The sequence below is a fragment of the Geothrix sp. genome (assembly GCF_020622065.1).
Lineage (GTDB): Bacteria > Acidobacteriota > Holophagae > Holophagales > Holophagaceae > Geothrix.
The window spans coordinates 1,260,448-1,278,178 of record NZ_JAHRYQ010000001.1 but is presented as its reverse complement, the minus strand read 5'-3'; the positions used below and the strand labels follow the sequence as shown (position 1 = coordinate 1,278,178).

Here is a 17,731-nt window from a genome sequence, read left to right as displayed (position 1 = left end):
TGGAATGCACAAAGAATTGCAGGACATCCTGGCCCTCATCCGGGAACAGGCGACGCCGCTGGCTCTGGCCACCCTGCTTCGCGTCGAAGGCTCCAGCTACCGGCGGCCCGGCTCACGGCTGCTCACCGATGGCGAGCAGGTGCTGCGGGGCTCCCTCAGCGGGGGTTGCCTGGAGGGCGAGGTCCTGGCCCGGGCCCGGGAGGTGCTGGCCGACGGCGTTCCGCGCCTGCTCCGCTACGATCTCCGGGGCGAGGCGGACCTCGTCTGGGGCAGCGGCAGCGGGTGCGAAGGGGTCCTGGACATCCTGGTGGAGCGGCTCGCCCCCGCCTCGCCGCCGGTCTGGGTGGGCTGGGCCGAGGCGGTGCTCCGCCACCGGCGCACCCTCCGGATGACCACCGCCATCGGCGAGGGCTTCCCGCGCCGCCGCCTGGACGACGGGGACATCGCCGGCGCGGGGGAAATCCTGGAGGTCATCCCCCCTCCCATCGCCCTCTGGATCCTGGGCGCCAGCGATGACAGCCGCCCCCTGGTGCGCCTCGCGAAGGAACTCGGCTGGCGGGTGGGTTTGCTGGATCACCGCCCGGCCTTCGCCCGCCCCGAGCGCTTCCCCGAGGCCAGCCGGGTTCTCGCGGGCCACCCCACGCAGCGGATCCCGGATCTCGGGCTGGACGCGCACAGCGCCGTGGTGCTGATGACCCACAACTACCTGAAGGACCTGGAGGCCCTGCGCCTGCTCGCGAACTCCAGCGCCCCCTATCTCGGCCTCATGGGCAGCCGGGCCCGCAGCGCCAAGATGGTGGCCGAGCTGGCCTCCGAAGGCCTCCACTGTGGAGATCGCCTTCACAGCCCCGTGGGCCTGGACCTCGGAGCGGAGGATCCCGGCACCATCGCCCTCGCCGTGCTGGCGGAGATCCAAGCCCGTTTCCGAGGCCGCACGGGCGGCTCTCTCCGGGCGACCCGGACGGCCGTGTCGACCTCATGATCGCCGCCGTGATCCTGGCGGCGGGAGCGGGCCGTCGCATGGGCGGACCGAAAGCCCAGCTCCTAATTGGCGGAGACACCCTGCTCCGCCGGGCCGCGCGGGTGGCCCTGGAGGCCGGCTGTGCGCCCGTGGTGGCCATCATCGGGGAAGGCGACCCGGGCCCTGGCGTCGAGGGGGTGCAGTTCCTCCCCAACCCCCAGGCGGCCGAGGGCATGGCCAGCTCCCTCCGCACAGGCATCGCCGCCCTGCCCCTGGCGGTGGAAGCTGTGCTGATCCTGGCAGTGGATCAAGTCGAGGTGGACGCGGCCCTGCTCAGGCGCCTCCTGGCCCTGGCCGCCGCCGATCCCAGCCGGCCCGCCGCCTGCGCCTACGAAGGCACCCTCGGAGTCCCCGCGGTGCTGCCCCGACGCCTCTTCCCCGATCTGCTGGCCCTGCGCGGAGATCGGGGCGCCAAGGCCATCCTCCTGCGCGAGGGGGCGACCGCCCTGCCCTTTCCGGGCGGATCTGCGGACCTGGACACGCCCGCAGATCTGAAGCGCTTCAGGCGCTGAGCGCGGCCTTCTTCTGGAGGTGGTCATAGCGCTTGCGGGCCTGCTCCAGCTCCGACAGGTGTGTACCCGCCCACTCGCAGAGGGCGCCCAGGGGCCCGATGAGCGTGTGGCCCAGCTTCGTCAGCTCGTATTCCGTGCGGGGCGGCACCTCGGGGAAGACATGGCGCGTGACGAGGCCATCCCGCTCCAGCTTGCGCAGCGTCTGGGTGAGCATCTTCTGGCTGATGCCGCCCACCTGACGATGGAGGTCGCCATAGCGCTGCTTCCCCTTCGACAGGAGGTAGATGAGCAGGGTCGTCCACTTGTCCGCGATGAGATCCAGCGCCTGCCGAGTCGGACACTGGGCGCTGAGGACATTGGGAGCGAGGGAACACGGTTTACTTACCATTGGGTGCCTACCTTCCAAATTAGTGCCTACTTTCTTTTCGATCGTAAGCATCTAAAGTCTGGATCACGGGCGAAGTGAATGCAAGCACCCGAAAAGGAGATAAGAGATGAGCCAGATTTCCATCGTGTTCCACAGCGGCTACGGCCACACCAAGGTGGTGGCCGAGAGCGTGAAGGCCGGCGCGGAGGCCATCCCCGGCACCAAGGTCCTGCTGGTTCCCGTCGAGGAGGTTGATGCCCACTGGGCGGACCTGGAAGCCGCGGACGCCATCATCTTCGGCAGCCCCACCTACATGGGCAATGTCAGCGGCCCCTTCAAGACCTTCATGGACGCCAGCTCCAAGCCCTGGAGCGAGCGGAAGTGGAAGGACAAGCTGGCCGCCGGTTTCACCATCAGCGGCAGCCCCAGCGGCGACAAGCTGAACACCCTCCAGTCCCTGATGATCTTCGCCATGCAGCACGGCATGGTGTGGATCGGCAACGCCGAACTGCCCTACAACGAGGAGGGTATCAACCGCCTCGGCAGCTACACCGGCCTCATGGCCCAGGCGGGCCAGGTGGCCCCCGAGGTCGAGCCCAACCTGGCGGACCGCAGGAGCGCCGAACTCCTCGGCCAGCGCCTCGCCTCCGCCACGGCGCGCTGGGCCAAGGGCGCCTGAAGGGGGATAATGTCATGACCGAGAAACCTTCCAGATCCGTTAATCTGGAAGGTCTCCACAGGAGTTCCGGCATGTCCGACCTCATCCAGCACCTGACCGATGCCACCTTCCCCGACGCCGTGGCCAAGGGCCTCACCGTTGTGGATTTCTGGGCTCCCTGGTGCGCACCCTGCCGGGAACTGGCCCCCGTGACCGAGATCCTTGCCGCGGAATTCCAGGGCAAGGCCGCCTTCGCCAAACTGAATGTGGACGACTTCACGCCGCTCTCCGAGCAGTACGATGTCCTGAGCATGCCGACCCTCGTGATCTTCAAGGACGGCAAGCCCCTGGACCGCATCGTGGGGGCCCTCCCCATCGATCAGCTGCGGGCCCGCATTCAGCAGGCGATCTGATTCATCTCCACCCCCGATCTGAGGCATCCATGAGCACCATCTCCGGCGAAAGCCTGCTCCGACAACTCAACTGGCGCTACGCCACCAAGAAGTTCGATCCCACGAAGCCGATTTCCCCGGCCGACTGGGCCGCGCTCGAAGCGTCACTGATCCTCACGCCCTCCAGCTACGGCCTGCAGCCCTGGAAGTTCATCGTGGTCACCGACCCCGCCCTCAAGGCCAAGCTGCGGCCCGCCTCCTGGAACCAATCCCAGGTGGAAGACTGCAGCCACCTGGTGGTCCTCACGGCCAAGCAGGACATCACCGAGGCCGATGTCGACCGCTTCATCGCCCGCATCGCCGAGGTTCGCGGCGTCACTCCGGAGAGCCTCGCCGGTTACAAGGGCTACATGATGGGCGACCTCGTGAAGGGGCCCCGCCACGCCGTCATCCATGAGTGGGCGGCCCGCCAGACCTACATCGCCCTGGGCAACCTCATGACCTCCGCCGCCCTCCTCGGCGTGGATGCCTGCCCCTTCGAGGGCATCGAGCCCGCCAAGTACGATGAGATCCTCGGGCTCAAAGGCACCGGCTACACCACCATCAGCGCCTGCCCCCTGGGATATCGCGCGGCGGATGACAAGTATGCGAGCACGCCCAAGGTTCGCTTCGAAGCCAAGGATGTGATCGAGCACCGCTGATCCGACCCGTCCGGCATTCCTCGGAAGAAGAAGCGTTCACCACCAAGGCACCAGGAAAAGCACGAGCGATGGCTTGCGCGGTTCTTGGTGCCTTGGTGTCTTGGTGGTAAGCCTTTCTCATGCGCATCAAGCGCGAAGGAGGTTTCATGCTGACCCGCCCCCTCGGAACCCAGGGACTCATCGTTTCCGCCCTCGGCCTGGGCTGCATGGGCATGTCGGACTTCTACGGTCACCGCGACGATGCGGAATCCGCGGCCACCCTGCACCACGCGGTGGACCGCGGCGTCACCTTCTTCGACACGGCCGACATGTACGGCCCCCACCTCAACGAGATCCTCGTGGGGAAGACCCTGGCGGGAGTCCGGAACCGTGTGGTGATCGCCACGAAGTTCGGAATCCTGCGCGATCCCAACGACCCGACCGTGCGTGGCGTCTGCGGGCGCCCCGACTATGTCCGCACGGCCTGCGAAGCCAGCCTCAAGCGTCTGGGCATGGAGGTCATCGACCTCTACTATCAGCACCGTGTGGATCCCGAGGTGCCCATCGAGGACACCGTCGGCGCCATGGCCGAGCTCGTCCAGGCGGGCAAAGTCCGGTTCCTCGGGCTATCCGAAGTCAGTCCGGCCACCCTGCGCCGGGCCTGCGCCGTGCATCCCATCAGCGCCGTGCAATCCGAGTACTCCCTGTGGACCCGCGACCCCGAAGAGGGCCTGCTGCAAACCTGCCGGGAGCTGGGCGTGGGTTTCGTGCCCTATAGCCCGCTCGGCCGGGGTTTCCTCGCGGGCCAGATCAAGCGGTTCGAGGATTTCGAGCCTGGCGACTACCGCCGCAACTCCCCACGGTTCCAAGGGGAGAACTTCCAGAAGAACCTGGACCTCGTCGCCCGCCTTGAGGACATGGCCGCCGCCCGCGGTTGCACGGCTTCCCAACTCGCGCTGGCCTGGGTGCTGGGCCAGGGCGGCGATGTGGTCCCCATTCCCGGCACCAAGCGCCGGGATCGCCTGGACGAGAACCTCGCTGCCCTCGACCAGGTCCTCTGCCCCGGCGAACTCCAGGAACTGAATGGCCTGTTCCCTCCCGGCGCCGCCGCGGGCACCCGCTACCCCGAGGCGGCAATGCACATGGTGAACCGCTGAGGCATCGAAGGAACGGAGGGTTCATGGCCCGACGCACCGATGCCCATCCCGACAACATTCCGGGTTCCTTCTTCGTGGATCGCACCTGCATCGACTGCGGCACCTGCTATCAGTTCGCGCCGGAGACTTTCGGGGATGGCGGCGACCATGCGAAGGTCCACACCCAGCCCTGTGATGCCCTGGCGCGGATGCGGGCCTCCATGGCCCTGGTGGCCTGCCCTGTGGGATCCATCGGAACCGACGACAAGGCGGACCTTGCGGCCGCCGCCCAGGCCTTTCCCCATCCCCTGGCCGAGGATGTCTTCTTCTGCGGCTACACCAGCGAGAAGAGCTTCGGGGCCTGGAGCTACCTGATCCGCCGACCAGCTGGCAATGTCCTCATGGATTCGCCCCGGGCCGCCGAGCCCCTCATGAAGAGCCTCGAGGCCCTGGGCGGCGTGGCCATGCTGGTTCTCAGCCATCAGGACGATGTGGCGGACCACGAGTCCTATCGCAAGCGGTTCGGCTGCGAGCGCGTCATGCACCAGGCCGACGGCTTCATGGGCATGGAGCGCCTCGTGGACGGCGAGGCATCCGTCGCCCTGGCGGAGGACCTGCTGCTGATCCCCACCCCCGGCCACTCGGCCGGAAGCGTCTGCCTGCTTTACCGGGACTTCCTCTTCACGGGGGATCACCTCTGGTGGAACCCGGACAAACGCCGGCTATCTGCCTCCAAGGCCTACAATTGGCACTCCTGGGAGCGCCAGCTTGACAGTCTGGAAAGGCTGCTCGCGTTCGACTTCACCTGGGTGCTGCCCGGGCACGGGAGCATCCACCATGCGGAATCTCCAGCCGCCATGAGGGCTGAACTGGAGCGGGCCCTGGCCATCCTCCGACGGTCTTGATCGCCGTCCCTCGGAAGGCGTGGGAAACTAGGGGGTTCCACCGGAGTCTCCCATGACCACCGCCTCTGATGCCCCCATCATCACCGCGCCCCGCGGCACCCACCTGCACTGCAAGGGCTGGGTCCAGGAGGCCGCGCTGCGCATGCTCATGAACAACCTCGATCCCGAGGTGGCCGAGCGGCCCGAGGATCTGGTGGTCTACGGCGGCCTGGGGAAGGCGGCCCGCAACTGGGACTGCTTCCACGCCATCGTCAAGGAGCTGAAGCACCTCAACGACGACGAAACCCTGCTGGTGCAGAGCGGCAAACCCGTGGGGGTGGTGAAGACCCACCCCGACGCGCCCCGCGTCCTCATCGCCAATTCCAACCTGGTGCCGAAATGGGCCACCTGGGAGCACTTCCGCGAGCTCGATCAGAAGGGCCTGATGATGTACGGTCAGATGACCGCCGGCAGCTGGATCTACATCGGCAGCCAGGGCATCGTACAGGGCACCTACGAGACCTTCGCCGAGGCGGCCCGCCAGCACTTCAACGGCACGCTGGCCGGCACCTGGACCCTCACGGCAGGCCTCGGCGGCATGGGCGGGGCCCAGCCCCTGTCCGTCACCATGAACGGCGGCGTGGCCCTGTGCGTCGAAGTCGACCGGACGCGCATCCAGAAGCGCCTGGACACCCGCTACCTGGACGAGTGGACGGATGACCTGGACACGGCCCTGGCCCTGGTTCATCAGTATGTGGACGCGAAGGAGGCCCGCAGCATCGGCCTGCTGGGCAACGCCGCCGAGATCCTGCCCGAGATCCTCAAGCGCGGCTTCCAGCCCCAGCTCGTCACCGATCAGACCTCCGCCCATGACGAATACAACGGCTACATTCCCGCGGGGATGTCGCTCGAACAGGCGGCCGACATGCGCCAGGCGCAGCCCGAGGCCTATGTGCAGCGTGCCCTGGCCTCCATGCGCACCCATGTAGAAGCCATGGTCGAGTTCCAGCGCCGGGGCTCGGTCGTCTTCGACTACGGCAACAACATCCGCGCCCAGGCCAAGCGGGCGGGCTTCGAGAACGCCTTCGCCTTCCCGGGTTTCGTGCCCGCCTTCATCCGCCCCCTCTTCTGCAAGGGCATCGGCCCCTTCCGCTGGGCCGCGCTCTCGGGCGACCCCGAGGACATCGCCGTGACCGACGCCGCCATGATGGAACTGTTCCCCGAGAACGAGGGCATGATCCGCTGGCTCAAGGCCGCCAAGGAGAAGATCGCCTTCCAGGGTCTGCCCGCCCGCATCTGCTGGATCGGGGCTGGCGAGCGCCATCTCGCGGGCCTCAAATTCAACGACCTGGTGCGAACCGGTAAGGTGAAGGCCCCCATCGTCATCGGCCGCGACCACCTGGACAGCGGCAGCGTGGCCAGCCCCAACCGCGAGACCGAGGCCATGAAGGACGGCTCCGATGCCGTCAGCGACTGGCCGCTGCTCAACGCCCTGACCGCGGCCTCCGGCGGCGCCTCCTGGGTGAGTTTCCACCATGGCGGCGGCGTCGGCATGGGCTTCAGCCAGCACAGTGGCGTGGTCATCGTGGCCGACGGCACGGAGCGGGCCGACCGTTGCATCACCCGCGTCCTCTGGAACGATCCCGCCATGGGCGTCTTCCGCCACGCCGACGCCGGCTACGAGAGCGCCCGCGAGCACGCCGAAGCCATCGGCCTCCACATCCCCATGAAGGGCTGAATCATGTCCCGCCCCTGCCCCTGCACCTCCAAGAAGCCCTACGACCATTGCTGCGGCCCCTACCATGCGGGCAAAGCGGCGCCGGAGACGGCGGAGCTGCTCATGCGCTCCCGCTTCTCGGCCTATGCGCTCGGCAAGGTGGACTACCTCATCGCCACCCGGCCCGAGGCCAAGCGCGCCGAAGAGAACCGCGAGGAGCTGGCCCAGTACTGCAAGTCCGTCAGCTGCGTGGGCCTGAAGATCGTCAGCAAGGAGAAAGGCGGCAAGGCCGATGACACCGGCGTCGTCACCTTCCATGCCAGCCTCCAGGCCAACGGCCGCCGCAGCCTCCACATCGAGACCAGCACCTTCGCCCGGGAGAACGGGAAGTGGGTCTATGTGGATGGTTTGGTGAAGGGATAGAACACCACCGGCCCTCTCCTGCCGGGTAACGGCCGACGCCTCATCCATGGCCTGAACGGATCGATAGGCCCTCGGTCGACCCCGACCGGGGGTGGCCGGGGCTACGCTTGTCGTGTTGTTTTTACAATGCGCTGCTGATTTTTTGATACCCTCGGGCCAGGCTCCGAAAACCCTTCTGAGGTCAGGAATGAAGGATGAATCCATTTTCATTCGCCGCGCTGACCATGGGGCCAAGGTCCTGGTGGTCGATGATGATCCTTTGGCGCGGCGGAGCCTCCGCGCCATGCTGGAGCGCGGCTACTACGAGGTGGAGACGGCCGAGGGCGGCGAACGGGCCCTGGAGAAGCTCTCCTCCTTCCAGCCGGATCTCGTGCTTCTGGACATCCACATGGACGGCATGGATGGGCTGGAGACCTGCCGCCGCATCCGGGACATCCCGAACGGCGAGCTGTTGCCCATCATCTTCCTGACGGGGGACGAGCGCCCCGAGATCCATGCCCAGGCCCTCCGGGTTAAAGGGGACGATTTCCTTCGGAAACCCGTCCTCTCCGCAGAACTGATCGTCCGGGTCCGCAGCTTGATGCGCCTCAAGCGGCTGCAAGCCGAAGTCCTGGCGGAACGGGACAACCTGCTGGATCTCCAGAAGCAGCGGGAGCAGCTCTTCGAGTTCATCGTGCACGACCTCAAGAACCCGCTCTCGACCATCCAGGTGGGCCTGGAGGTCCTGGACGGGAGGGATGACAACAATCCGGCCTCGCGGATTCAGCTCCGCCGCCTCCTGGACACGGCCCACAGCATGGGACGCATGATCCAGAACATCCTCGACATCGGCCGTGCGGAGCAGATCGGGTTGGAGCTCCGGAAAGTCGTCATTCCGCTGGGCACCTGGATTCCCCATCTGCTCAAAGAAGTGGAGTCCCTGGTCCAATCCCGAGGCCAGGAGCTGGTCTGGGAGTGCCCACCCGATCTGGAGGTCGAGGCCGACCAGGAATTCCTGCGGAGGCTTCTGCTGAACCTCCTCGACAACGCCCTCAAATACTCTCCCACCGGCAGCCAGACTCGACTTGAGGCGCGATCCACCCGAACCGGCGTTCGCGTGGCGGTCTACGACCAGGGAAAGGGAATCCCCGAGCACATGCGCGAACGGATCTTCGGGAAGTTCGTACGCCTCGAGAAGGAGGGCGCGAACACGCTGTCCGGTTCAGGCCTGGGCCTCGCCTTCTGCCAGCTGGTGGCCGAGGCCCACGACGGCCGGATCTGGGTGGAGGCGAACCCCACCGGGGGAAGCGTGTTCGTGGTGGAGATTCCCGGCGCCGGAGAGATTTGACGGCTGGCCTCCGCGCGAGGAAGGCTGCCGGTAGGCCCTGGCTCGACCTGGGGATGAGGCCCTCGGGGTTGGCCGCGGATCCAGCGCCCGCTGGTATGGTGGGGCATTCCCCCGAGGCCTCCATGCGCGCCCTTCTCCTGGCTCTGTCCCTGCCCCTTCTGGCATCGCAGCCGGATCCCGCGGCTCCGCGCCGCCCCATCCACACCTATTCCATCGTGGCCCGGGACCCGGTCACCGGGGACCTGGGCGTGGCGGTGCAGAGCCACTGGTTCTCGGTGGGCGCCTCGGTGCCCTGGGCCGAGCCCGGCGTCGGCGCCGTGGCGACACAAAGCTTCACCGATCCCAGCTACGGCACCCTGGGGCTGGCGCTCATGAAGGCCGGCCAACCCGCGCCCGAGGCCCTGAAGGCCCTGCTGGCGGCCGACGGCGACCGCGAGGTGCGGCAGGTGGCCATGGTGGACGCCCAAGGCCGAGCCACCGCCCACACGGGCGCCAAGTGCATCCAGGCGGCGGGCCACGAGGTGGGCGAGGGGTTCACGGTGGAGGCCAATCTCATGGACAAGGCCACGGTCTGGCCGGCCATGGCCCGGGCCTTCCGCGCCGCTCCAGGCGATCTCGCGGATCGCCTCCTGGCGGCCCTCCGCGCCGCCCAGGCCGAGGGTGGCGACATCCGCGGCCAGCAGAGCGCGGCCATCCTCGTCGTGAAAGGGAAGCCCTCCGGCCAGCCCTGGAACGACCGCCTCTTCGACCTGCGGGTGGAGGACCACCCCGATCCCCTGAAGGAGCTGGGCCGCCTCATCCAGCTGCGGCGGGCCTACCGGCTCATGGACGAGGGCGATGGCTTCGTCACCGCCGCCAAGTGGCCCGAAGCCAAGGCCGCCTACGCAGCCGCCGCCCGGCTGGCCCCCGGCATCTGGGAGATGCCCTTCTGGCAGGCGGTGGCCCTCGCCTCCAGCGGTCAGCGCGACGAAGCGCTCCCCCTCTTCAAGCGAGTCTTCGCCGCAGAACCCTTCTGGAAGCGCCTCGTCCCAAGACTCGCCGAAGTGGATCAGCTGCCCAAGGACCCTGCGCTGCTCAAGGCCATCGAAGCCCAATAAAAGTGATTCACCGCGAAGACACGCGACACGACGGATAACGAACCAGGCCGGCGTTCGGGCCTTCGGGGTGGATCAGTTCTCAGTGGTCGTGTGCTCAACCTTCGGCGCCAGGAGCATCCGCAGGCCGTAGAGGACGGCGCCCACGAGGATGAAGCTGTCGGCAAGGTTGAAGGTCCAGTAGTGCCAAGTGCCGAAGACGAAGTCGAGGAAGTCCACCACGGCACCGCGCAAGAGGCGATCGATCCCATTTCCCAGCGCCCCGCCGAGAATGAGGCCCAGGGCCACGCGGTCCCAGGTGGGCGTTTCCCTGGCCAGGAAGAGGCGGCCGAAGTAGATCAGCGCCGCCAGCCCCGCCACCGCGAAAAGAACGAACCGCGCCGCCGCCGGCAGCCAGGTGAGGCTGCCGAAGATGGCGCCGCGGTTGAAGCCCAGGGTCAGGTAGAAGAAACCCCGGATGACGGGCAGGGACTCGCTCTCGCCCAGGGTCCGGAGAATCCAGGCCTTGGAGCCGAGATCCGCGGCAAGGGCGAAGGCTGGAAGCAGCAGCCAGGGCAGACGGCGCACTAGGCCACCACCGCGGCACAGCGGACGCAGAGGGCTGCGTCCTCACCGGCGCCATGGCCGCCCTTGCGGTTCCAGCAGCGGGGGCACTTCTCGCCCTCATGGGGGGTGACGAGGACGATGGGGCCGTTGCTGGCGCTCGGATCTACGCCCCGGGCGATGGAGGAAACCACAAGGAGGTCGTCAAGCGATTCGCCGAGACCAGTCAGGAGATCCCAGTCGGCCTCGCTTCCGAGCGTGATGGCCACGGCGGCATCCAGGCTCGTGCCGATGGTCTTGGCGGCCCGATGGGGTTCCATCGCGGCCTGGACGGCTTCGCGCACCTGCCACAACTTCTCCCACTTCGGCTCGCCAGCGGGAGCCTTGAGCTCCGGGAACCGTTGCTCGTGCACGCTTCCCGAGCATCCCGGGATCTGCTCCCAGGCTTCGTCGGCCGTGAAGCTCATGACCGGGGCCAGCAGGGTGCAGAGCCCCTGGGCCAGTTCCCAGCAAGCTTGGCGGCAGCTGGCGCGGCGGGGCGAATCCAGGGCATCGCAATAGAGGCGATCCTTGATGATCTCGAAGTAGCGGCCCGACAGCTCCAGCTGGCAGAAGCCGTGGATGGCCTGGGTGGCGCGGTGGAACTCGAAGCGGGTGTAGGCGTCCCGGGCCTCCACCGTGGTGCGGGCAAAGGCATCCAGCACCCAGCGGTCCAGGGGTGCGAGGTCCGCAGGCGCAACGGCATCCCGGGCCGGGTCGAAATCCGCCAGGGCGCCCAGCAGAAAGCGCAGGGTGTTGCGGATCTTGCGGTAGGCGTCGGCACTGCGGTCGAGGATCTCCTTGGAGATGCGGATGTCCTCGCTGTAGTCGCAGGAGGCGGCCCACCAGCGGAGGATGTCGGCGCCCAGGGTCTTCAGGATCTCCTCCGGCGTGATGACATTGCCCAGGCTCTTGGACATTTTCTGGCCCTTGCCGTCCAGCACGAAGCCGTGGGTGACCACCTGCTTGTAGGGCTTGGTGCCCGTGGCGGCGAGGTTGAAGAGCAGAGAGCTGTGGAACCAGCCCCGGTGCTGATCCGAGCCCTCGAGGTAGATGAACTTGCCGTAGTCATCGCGGGTCAGTTCCGGGTGCGAAGCGCACACGACGGAGGCGCTGACGCCCGAGTCGATCCACACATCCAGGATGTCCGTTTCCTTCTGGAAGGCCGTGGAGCCGCAGGCACACCGGGCCCCCGCAGGGACCAGGCGGTCCACGGGGAGGTCGGCCCAGGCCTCGATGCCGCCCGCCTCGATGGCCGTGGCCGCAGCCTCGAAGATGGCATCGGCCACCAGCGGCTCGCCGCAGGCTTCGCAGCGCAGCACGGTGATGGGCGTGCCCCAGGCACGCTGGCGGCTGATGCACCAGTCGGGGCGGCCCTCGATCATGGCGTGGATGCGGTTCTGGCCCTGGGCGGGGATCCACTGGGTGCGCTCCACGCCCTCGAGCCCCAGCTCGCGCAGGGTACGGCCTTTCCCGGCCAGTTCCGAATCCATGGTGATGAACCACTGCTCGGTGGCCCGGAAGAGGATGGGCGTCTTGGTGCGCCAGCAGTGGGGATAGCTGTGGGTCAGGGTCTCCTCGTGGAGAAGGCGCCCTTCCCGCTTCAGCCGCTCCACCACCAGGGGATTGCAGTCGAAGATGTTCTTCCCCTCCAGCTCCGGGTCATTCACCGCGGGCAGGAACTTGCCGTCGGGGCCCACCAGCTGGAGCAGGCCCAGATGATGCGCCAGGTTGAAGTCGTCCACGCCGTGGTCGGGCGCGGTGTGCACCAGGCCCGTGCCGGTGTCGGCGACGACATAGTCCGCCAGCAGGATCGGGCTCTGCCGATCGATCCAGGGATGCCGGGCCACGAGGGTCTGGAATTCCTTGCCCTTGCGGATCTCCACGGTGTGCAGGTCGGCGCCGAGCTTCTTCCCGAAGTCCTCGCGCAGGGTCACCGCCACGATGTAGTGGCGGTCCGTGTCACCCACGCGGACGCGGACGACAGCGTATTCCAGGTCAGGGTGCATGGCCACGGCCAGGTTGCTGGGCAGAGTCCAGGGCGTCGTGGTCCAGATGGGCACGAACATCGGCGTGGGCAGTTCCAGCCGCTTGGCCTCGGAATCCGCGACCGGGAAAGCCACGGTGATGGCGGGGCTGGTCTTGTCGGCATATTCCACCTCCGCCTCAGCCAGGGCCGTGCGGGCGCCATAGCTCCAGTGGACGACCTTCAGCTTGCGGGTGACGGAGCCGCTGTCGAAGAGCTTGGCCAGGTGGCGCACCGTTTCCGCCTCGTAGCGGGGGTCCATGGTCACATAGGGCTGCTCCCAGGCGCCCAGCACGCCGAGGCGCTGGAAGGCCGTGCGCTGGGTGTCGATCCACTTCTGGGCGTAGACGCGGCACTTCTGGAGGAAGTCGGCGCGGCTCATCTCCCGCCGCTTGGGGCCGAGATCCTTCTCCACCGCATGCTCGATGGGCAGGCCGTGGCAATCCCAGCCCGGCACATACGGCGATTCGTAGCCCTCCATCCACCGGGACTTCACCACCACATCTTTGAGGATCTTGTTGAGCGCGTGGCCCATGTGGATCGCGCCGTTGGCGTAGGGCGGGCCGTCGTGCAGCACCTCGCGGCCCTTACCCTTGCCGGCGGCGTTATCGGTCTTCCGCTTCGCCTCGATGCGGCGATAGAGGCTCTCGGCCTTCCAGCGCTCCAGCCGTTTCGGCTCGCGCTGCGGCAGGTCCGCCTTCATCGGGAAATCGGTCTTGGGAAGGAAAACCGAATATTTCTTAACCGGAGCTTGCTCGCTCATCGGCGCCCTCGTGCGTCGGGGGGCGCACCCAAGCGCCCCGGGGTTGAAGCTCCAGTTCACCACGGGAACCCTTGCGTTCACAAGGGAAAGGGCCCGGAAGACCGGGCCCTTTCATGGCAGCCTCGGGCCGCAACCCGACCTGCGGCTACAGCGAACTCGTGCAGTGCTTGCAGCGGGTGGCCTTGAGGGGCACCTGCTCCAGACAGGCCGGGCATTCCTTGGTGGTGGGGGCGGCCGGGGCCTCCTCCTTCTTGATGAACTTGCCCAGGAACTTGATCAGCACGAGGAAGATCACCAGGGCGATGATCAGGAAGTTCACCGTGGCGCCGAGCACGGCGCCGATGCGGAACTTGCCGAGAACCCACTCTTCCCACTTGATGTTGGCGGGAAGCACATAGGTCACCAGCGGCATGACGATCCCGTCCACGAAGGCCGTGATGATCTTGCCGAAGGCGCCGCCCACGACCACGGCGATGGCCAGATCGACCACATTCCCCTTCATGATGAAGGCCTTGAACTCGTCTTTCATCGACATGAAGGCTCTCCTTAAGAGAACAGCGGGGGCAACAGCCCCCGCTGTTCGTGGGCTCGGCCTACTTGGTGGCCTTGGCGGCCTTCTTCACGGACTTCTTGGGCGCAGGAGCCGGAGCGGCGGCGCCATCGACGACTCCGGTCTCGGTCTTGCGGACCTCGGTCTTGCCGTCGTTGACCTGCACATCGATCTCCACGCGGCGGTTCTTGGCCTGGCCTTCCTTGGTCGCGTTGTCGGCGATGGGCTTGTCGGGGCCTACGCCCACGGTGGTGACCTTGGAGGCGGGGATGCCGGAGTCCACCAGGACCTTGGCAACCGCGTCGGCCCGGCGCTTGGCCAGGGACTTGTTCAGGGCCTTGCCGCCCACGGAGGAGGTGTGACCGCTCACCTCGAGCTTGTAGTTGCCCGGGTAGGCCTTGAGGCCGTCAGCCACCTTCTGGATGGCCGCGGTGGCGTCCGGACCCAGGTCCGCCTTGCCATTGGCGAAGTGCAGCACGGCCTCGTCCAGAACGATCTTGGCGGGCGGCGGCGGCGGCACTGGCTTCACCACTTCCGGTTCGGGAGCGGGCGGGGGAGGCGGCGGCGGCGGTGCAACCGGCTCGGGCTTTGGCTCGGGAGCGGGCGGGGGAGGCGGCGGCGGGGGGGCCGGAGCGGCCTTCTTGGCACCGCCCCAGGTGTAACCGAGGCCCAGCGTCGCCAGATACTCCATGCGCGACTTGGGAAGCTCCACGCTCACAGCCTTGACATTCAGGTCGAGCATGAAGTTCTCGGCCAGCTTGCCCATGACGCCGAGCCCGCCGTGGTAGTTGAGGCGGGTGGTCTCCTTGCCGCTGGGGGAGTATTTCTTGTTCACATTCGTCCCGCCGAAACCAGCGGAGAGGTAGGGATACCAGTTCTCAGCGCCGGGACGGAAGTTGAACAGGCCCGAGGCCAGCAGGTGGGTCTCATCCCCGGTGGGAGCACCAGGGATCTTGTCGGCCTTCAGGTCGTTATGCAGGGCGCGGAGGTCCAGGCCCCAACGATCGGTGTACCAATGCCCAACACCCAGACCGTAGTGGAGCTGATCCTTCAGCTCAATCCCAGGCTTAGCAAGGTTCTTGTCCTTCTCGAAAATGGTCTGACCCAGGTGGCCAGCCACCCAGGCCTGACCCTGCTGGGCGGAAAGACTCAACGCCGTTCCAGCCAGCAAGAACAGCAAGGTTTTTTTCATATCACCTCCAGGAATAGTGATTTGCATCACGCCTCAAGCTAGTCCCGGAGAGGGACTTCATGCAACCCAAAAAAGGTTCCCGACATAAATATGGAAAAATTAAATCGAATTATCTACATCATGAATCGATAGGAATTTATCTTCAAGCATGCCCCGCTACAAGCCGCCTGATTGATGCAGTTTCCTTGATTTTCAAGAAAGGGAGGTCATTTGTAACTTTTGCATGACCTGAAGTAAGAACGGCTCAGATAAACCTTCATTCAGGTTTCGGGCGCCACGACAGTGATAAGCGCAGCCCCCGTCTCCACGGTGGCGCCCTCCTGGACATGGACGACCGTCACAGTCCCGGTGGTGCTGGTCTTCAGTTCGTTCTGCATCTTCATGGCCTCCATGACGAGGAGGGTCTGGCCCTCCTGAACGGAGTCGCCGACTTTCGCGAGCAATTTCACGATCTTGCCGGGCATGGGCGAGGACAGCACGCCGCCACCGGCCCCGGCGCCGCCGGAACCCGCCAGGAGGGCCCGGCGGGGATCCACCAGGGCGAATTCGTAGGAGCCGTCGTAGAGCATCGCCCGGTAGGCATGGGTGTCGGGGTCCGGCGACTTGGCCGGGTCCAGGCGCACCTCCACCGAGCGGCCCTCCATGAGGATCGAATAGCAGCCGGGTTCCAGCTCCAGGATGTCGATGGGATGGCTCACCCCCTCCCAGACCAGCGTCGTCGCGCCGTCCTGGTGGATGAGCTCCACCTCGTGGGAGTCCTTGCCGAGGATCAGGGTCCGTTTCACGCGCGTCTCCCTACAACCGGTTGAACCGGCCCCAGTGCTTCCAGGCATCGGGTTTCCCCTCGCCCCCGGCGGACGGCTGGGTGGCCCGTCGCTGCTCGGTTTCGAGCTCGTGCAGCAGCGCCGCCGCCACCGCGAACTTCAGGTCGGGCCCCTGCCCCTTCCGCTTCCAGAAGGGTTTGTCCAGCATGCCCGTGTGCAGGGCGCCGGCCCGGAAGGGCTCATGCTCCATCAGCGCCTCGTGGAAGGCGATGTTGTGGCGGATGCCGCCGATGCGGTACTCGCCCAGGGCCGCGCGCATGCGCTCGATGGCCTCGAGGCGCGTGGGCCCCCAGGTGCTGAGCTTGCTGATCATGGGGTCGTAGAACATGGGCACTTCGGCCCCTTCGTAGACGCCGCTGTCATCGCGCACATTGCGGCCGCTGGGGGTGCGCAGGAAGGTGATCTTCCCGGGGCTCGGCATGAAGTTCTTGTCGGGGTCCTCGGCGTAGACGCGGCACTCCATGGCCCAGCCGTTGAGGGGGATCTCCTCCTGGGTCATGGGCAGCTGCTCGCCCCGGGCCACGAGGATCTGCCACTTCACCAGGTCCAGGCCCGTGATCCATTCCGTGACGGGATGTTCCACCTGGAGGCGGGTGTTCATCTCCAGGAAGTAGAAGTTCCGGTCGGCGTCGGCCAGGAACTCCACCGTGCCCGCGCCCACATAGTTCACGGCCCGGGCCACCTTGAGGGCCGCCTCGCCCATGGCCTTGCGCATCTCCGGCGTCACATGGGGGCTGGGCGCCTCCTCAATGACCTTCTGGTGCCGCCGCTGCACGGAGCATTCGCGCTCGTGCAGGTAGACATGGTTGCCGTGGGTGTCGGAGAAGATCTGGATCTCGATGTGGCGGGGCTGGACGATGGCCTTCTCCACATAGACGCTGTCGTCGCCGAAGCTGGACAGCGCCTCGCCGCGCGCCCGCGCGAGCGAGGAAGTGAACTCCTCGGGCTTGTGCACCAGGCGCATGCCCTTGCCGCCGCCGCCCATGGCGGCCTTGAGCATCACGGGGAAGCCGATCTTCTGGGAGGCGACCAGCAGCTCCTCATCGGCCATGGTCTCCTGGATGCCCGGCACCACGGGGCAGCCCGCAGCGATGGCCACCTCCCGGGCGGCGGTCTTGGAGCCCATGCTCACGATGCACTCGGGGCGAGGCCCGATGAAGGTGATGCCCGCCGCCTGGAAAGCCCTGGCGGCTTCGGCGTTCTCGGACAGGAAGCCGTAGCCCGGATGCACCGCGTCGGCGCCGCTGCGCTTGCAGACATCCAGGATCTTCTCCAGCACCAGGTAGCTCTCCCGGGCCGCCGCGGGGCCGATGAAGTAGGCCTCATCTGCCATGCGCACATGCAGGGCGCCGCGATCGGCCTCGGAATACACGGCCACCGTGGGGATGCCCATCTCGCGGCAGGTGCGGATCACGCGGATCGCGATTTCCCCGCGGTTGGCAATCAAGATCTTGGTCACGGGCATGGGCTCACCTTTGCTCAGGGGTGCTGGATCGCTGGCCTGCGCGGGGACCTGCCCCCGATCGCTTCGCTCCCGCTCCCTCGCTCCGCTCGACCCCGGAGGGGTCATCGTCCCCGCGGTT

General features: G+C 66.9%; 18 protein-coding genes. 11 read left to right on the top strand and 7 right to left on the bottom strand.

The features are described 5' to 3' along the window. Positions 1-4 precede the first annotated feature (4 nt). Positions 5-982, top strand: coding sequence for an XdhC/CoxI family protein (locus QZ647_RS06000; protein WP_291271292.1), 978 nt, complete (start codon positions 5-7; stop codon positions 980-982). Next, positions 979-1,533, top strand: a complete 555-nt coding sequence (locus QZ647_RS05995; protein WP_291271291.1) for a nucleotidyltransferase family protein — start codon at positions 979-981, stop codon at positions 1,531-1,533. Before QZ647_RS06000 ends, QZ647_RS05995 begins: the two co-directional genes overlap by 4 nt. Here the strand turns inward: QZ647_RS05995 and QZ647_RS05990 are convergent. Then, positions 1,523-1,921 carry a helix-turn-helix domain-containing protein gene (locus QZ647_RS05990; RefSeq protein WP_291271290.1) on the bottom strand — a complete coding sequence of 133 codons (399 nt, stop codon included), beginning with the start codon at positions 1,919-1,921 and terminating at the stop codon, positions 1,523-1,525. The two genes, QZ647_RS05995 and QZ647_RS05990, sit on opposite strands and share 11 nt — an antisense overlap. Positions 1,922-2,027: 106 nt before the next feature. Here QZ647_RS05990 and QZ647_RS05985 point away from each other — a divergent pair, with 106 nt between their 5' ends. The 9 genes from QZ647_RS05985 (at position 2,028) to QZ647_RS05945 (ending at position 10,214) form a co-directional block, all read left to right on the top strand. Then, positions 2,028-2,579: a flavodoxin family protein gene (locus QZ647_RS05985; protein WP_291271289.1), complete on the top strand. Its 552-nt coding sequence runs from the start codon at positions 2,028-2,030 to the stop codon at positions 2,577-2,579. 71 nt (positions 2,580-2,650) lie between these two features. Further along, a complete protein-coding gene (gene trxA, locus QZ647_RS05980) occupies positions 2,651-2,971 on the top strand; it encodes a thioredoxin (protein WP_286353249.1) in 321 nt (106 codons plus the stop codon). Positions 2,972-3,000: 29 nt separating this feature from the next. Further along, a complete protein-coding gene (locus QZ647_RS05975) occupies positions 3,001-3,651 on the top strand; it encodes an NAD(P)H-dependent oxidoreductase (protein WP_291271288.1) in 651 nt (216 codons plus the stop codon). 146 nt (positions 3,652-3,797) lie between these two features. Further along, the gene (locus QZ647_RS05970) at positions 3,798-4,787 is read left to right on the top strand and encodes an aldo/keto reductase (RefSeq protein WP_291271287.1); all 990 of its coding nucleotides are present in this window, start codon (positions 3,798-3,800) and stop codon (positions 4,785-4,787) included. 23 nt (positions 4,788-4,810) lie between these two features. Continuing rightward, on the top strand, positions 4,811-5,671 hold the full coding sequence (locus tag QZ647_RS05965; protein WP_291271286.1) for an MBL fold metallo-hydrolase: 861 nt from the start codon (positions 4,811-4,813) through the stop codon (positions 5,669-5,671). A 52-nt stretch (positions 5,672-5,723) separates the two neighbouring features. After that, on the top strand, positions 5,724-7,388 hold the full coding sequence (hutU, locus tag QZ647_RS05960; RefSeq protein WP_291271285.1) for a urocanate hydratase: 1,665 nt from the start codon (positions 5,724-5,726) through the stop codon (positions 7,386-7,388). A gap of 3 nt (positions 7,389-7,391) precedes the next feature. Continuing rightward, a complete protein-coding gene (locus QZ647_RS05955) occupies positions 7,392-7,790 on the top strand; it encodes a YchJ family metal-binding protein (RefSeq protein ID WP_291271284.1) in 399 nt (132 codons plus the stop codon). A 187-nt stretch (positions 7,791-7,977) separates the two neighbouring features. Continuing rightward, entirely contained in the window at positions 7,978-9,117 is a 1,140-nt protein-coding gene (locus QZ647_RS05950) for a hybrid sensor histidine kinase/response regulator (protein ID WP_291271283.1), read from the top strand. A 122-nt stretch (positions 9,118-9,239) separates the two neighbouring features. After that, positions 9,240-10,214: a DUF1028 domain-containing protein gene (locus QZ647_RS05945; protein ID WP_291271282.1), complete on the top strand. Its 975-nt coding sequence runs from the start codon at positions 9,240-9,242 to the stop codon at positions 10,212-10,214. A gap of 72 nt (positions 10,215-10,286) precedes the next feature. Here QZ647_RS05945 and lspA read toward each other — a convergent pair whose 3' ends face one another. The 6 genes from lspA to QZ647_RS05915 form a co-directional block, all read right to left on the bottom strand. Next, complete coding sequence (gene lspA / locus QZ647_RS05940) at positions 10,287-10,778, bottom strand: signal peptidase II (protein ID WP_291271281.1); 492 nt, start codon at positions 10,776-10,778, stop codon at positions 10,287-10,289. After that, positions 10,778-13,522 (bottom strand): isoleucine--tRNA ligase, encoded by a 2,745-nt coding sequence (gene ileS / locus QZ647_RS05935; protein ID WP_291271280.1) that lies wholly within the window; start codon positions 13,520-13,522, stop codon positions 10,778-10,780. The genes lspA and ileS overlap by 1 nt, the downstream gene beginning before the upstream one ends. Positions 13,523-13,727: 205 nt before the next feature. Continuing rightward, a complete protein-coding gene (gene mscL / locus QZ647_RS05930) occupies positions 13,728-14,117 on the bottom strand; it encodes a large conductance mechanosensitive channel protein MscL (RefSeq protein WP_291271279.1) in 390 nt (129 codons plus the stop codon). 58 nt (positions 14,118-14,175) lie between these two features. Then, a complete protein-coding gene (locus tag QZ647_RS05925) occupies positions 14,176-15,324 on the bottom strand; it encodes an OmpA family protein (protein WP_291271278.1) in 1,149 nt (382 codons plus the stop codon). Positions 15,325-15,584: 260 nt separating this feature from the next. Next, entirely contained in the window at positions 15,585-16,109 is a 525-nt protein-coding gene (locus QZ647_RS05920; protein ID WP_291271277.1) for a biotin/lipoyl-containing protein, read from the bottom strand. 10 nt (positions 16,110-16,119) lie between these two features. Continuing rightward, on the bottom strand, positions 16,120-17,613 hold the full coding sequence (locus QZ647_RS05915; RefSeq protein WP_291271276.1) for an acetyl-CoA carboxylase biotin carboxylase subunit: 1,494 nt from the start codon (positions 17,611-17,613) through the stop codon (positions 16,120-16,122). Positions 17,614-17,731 lie beyond the last annotated feature (118 nt).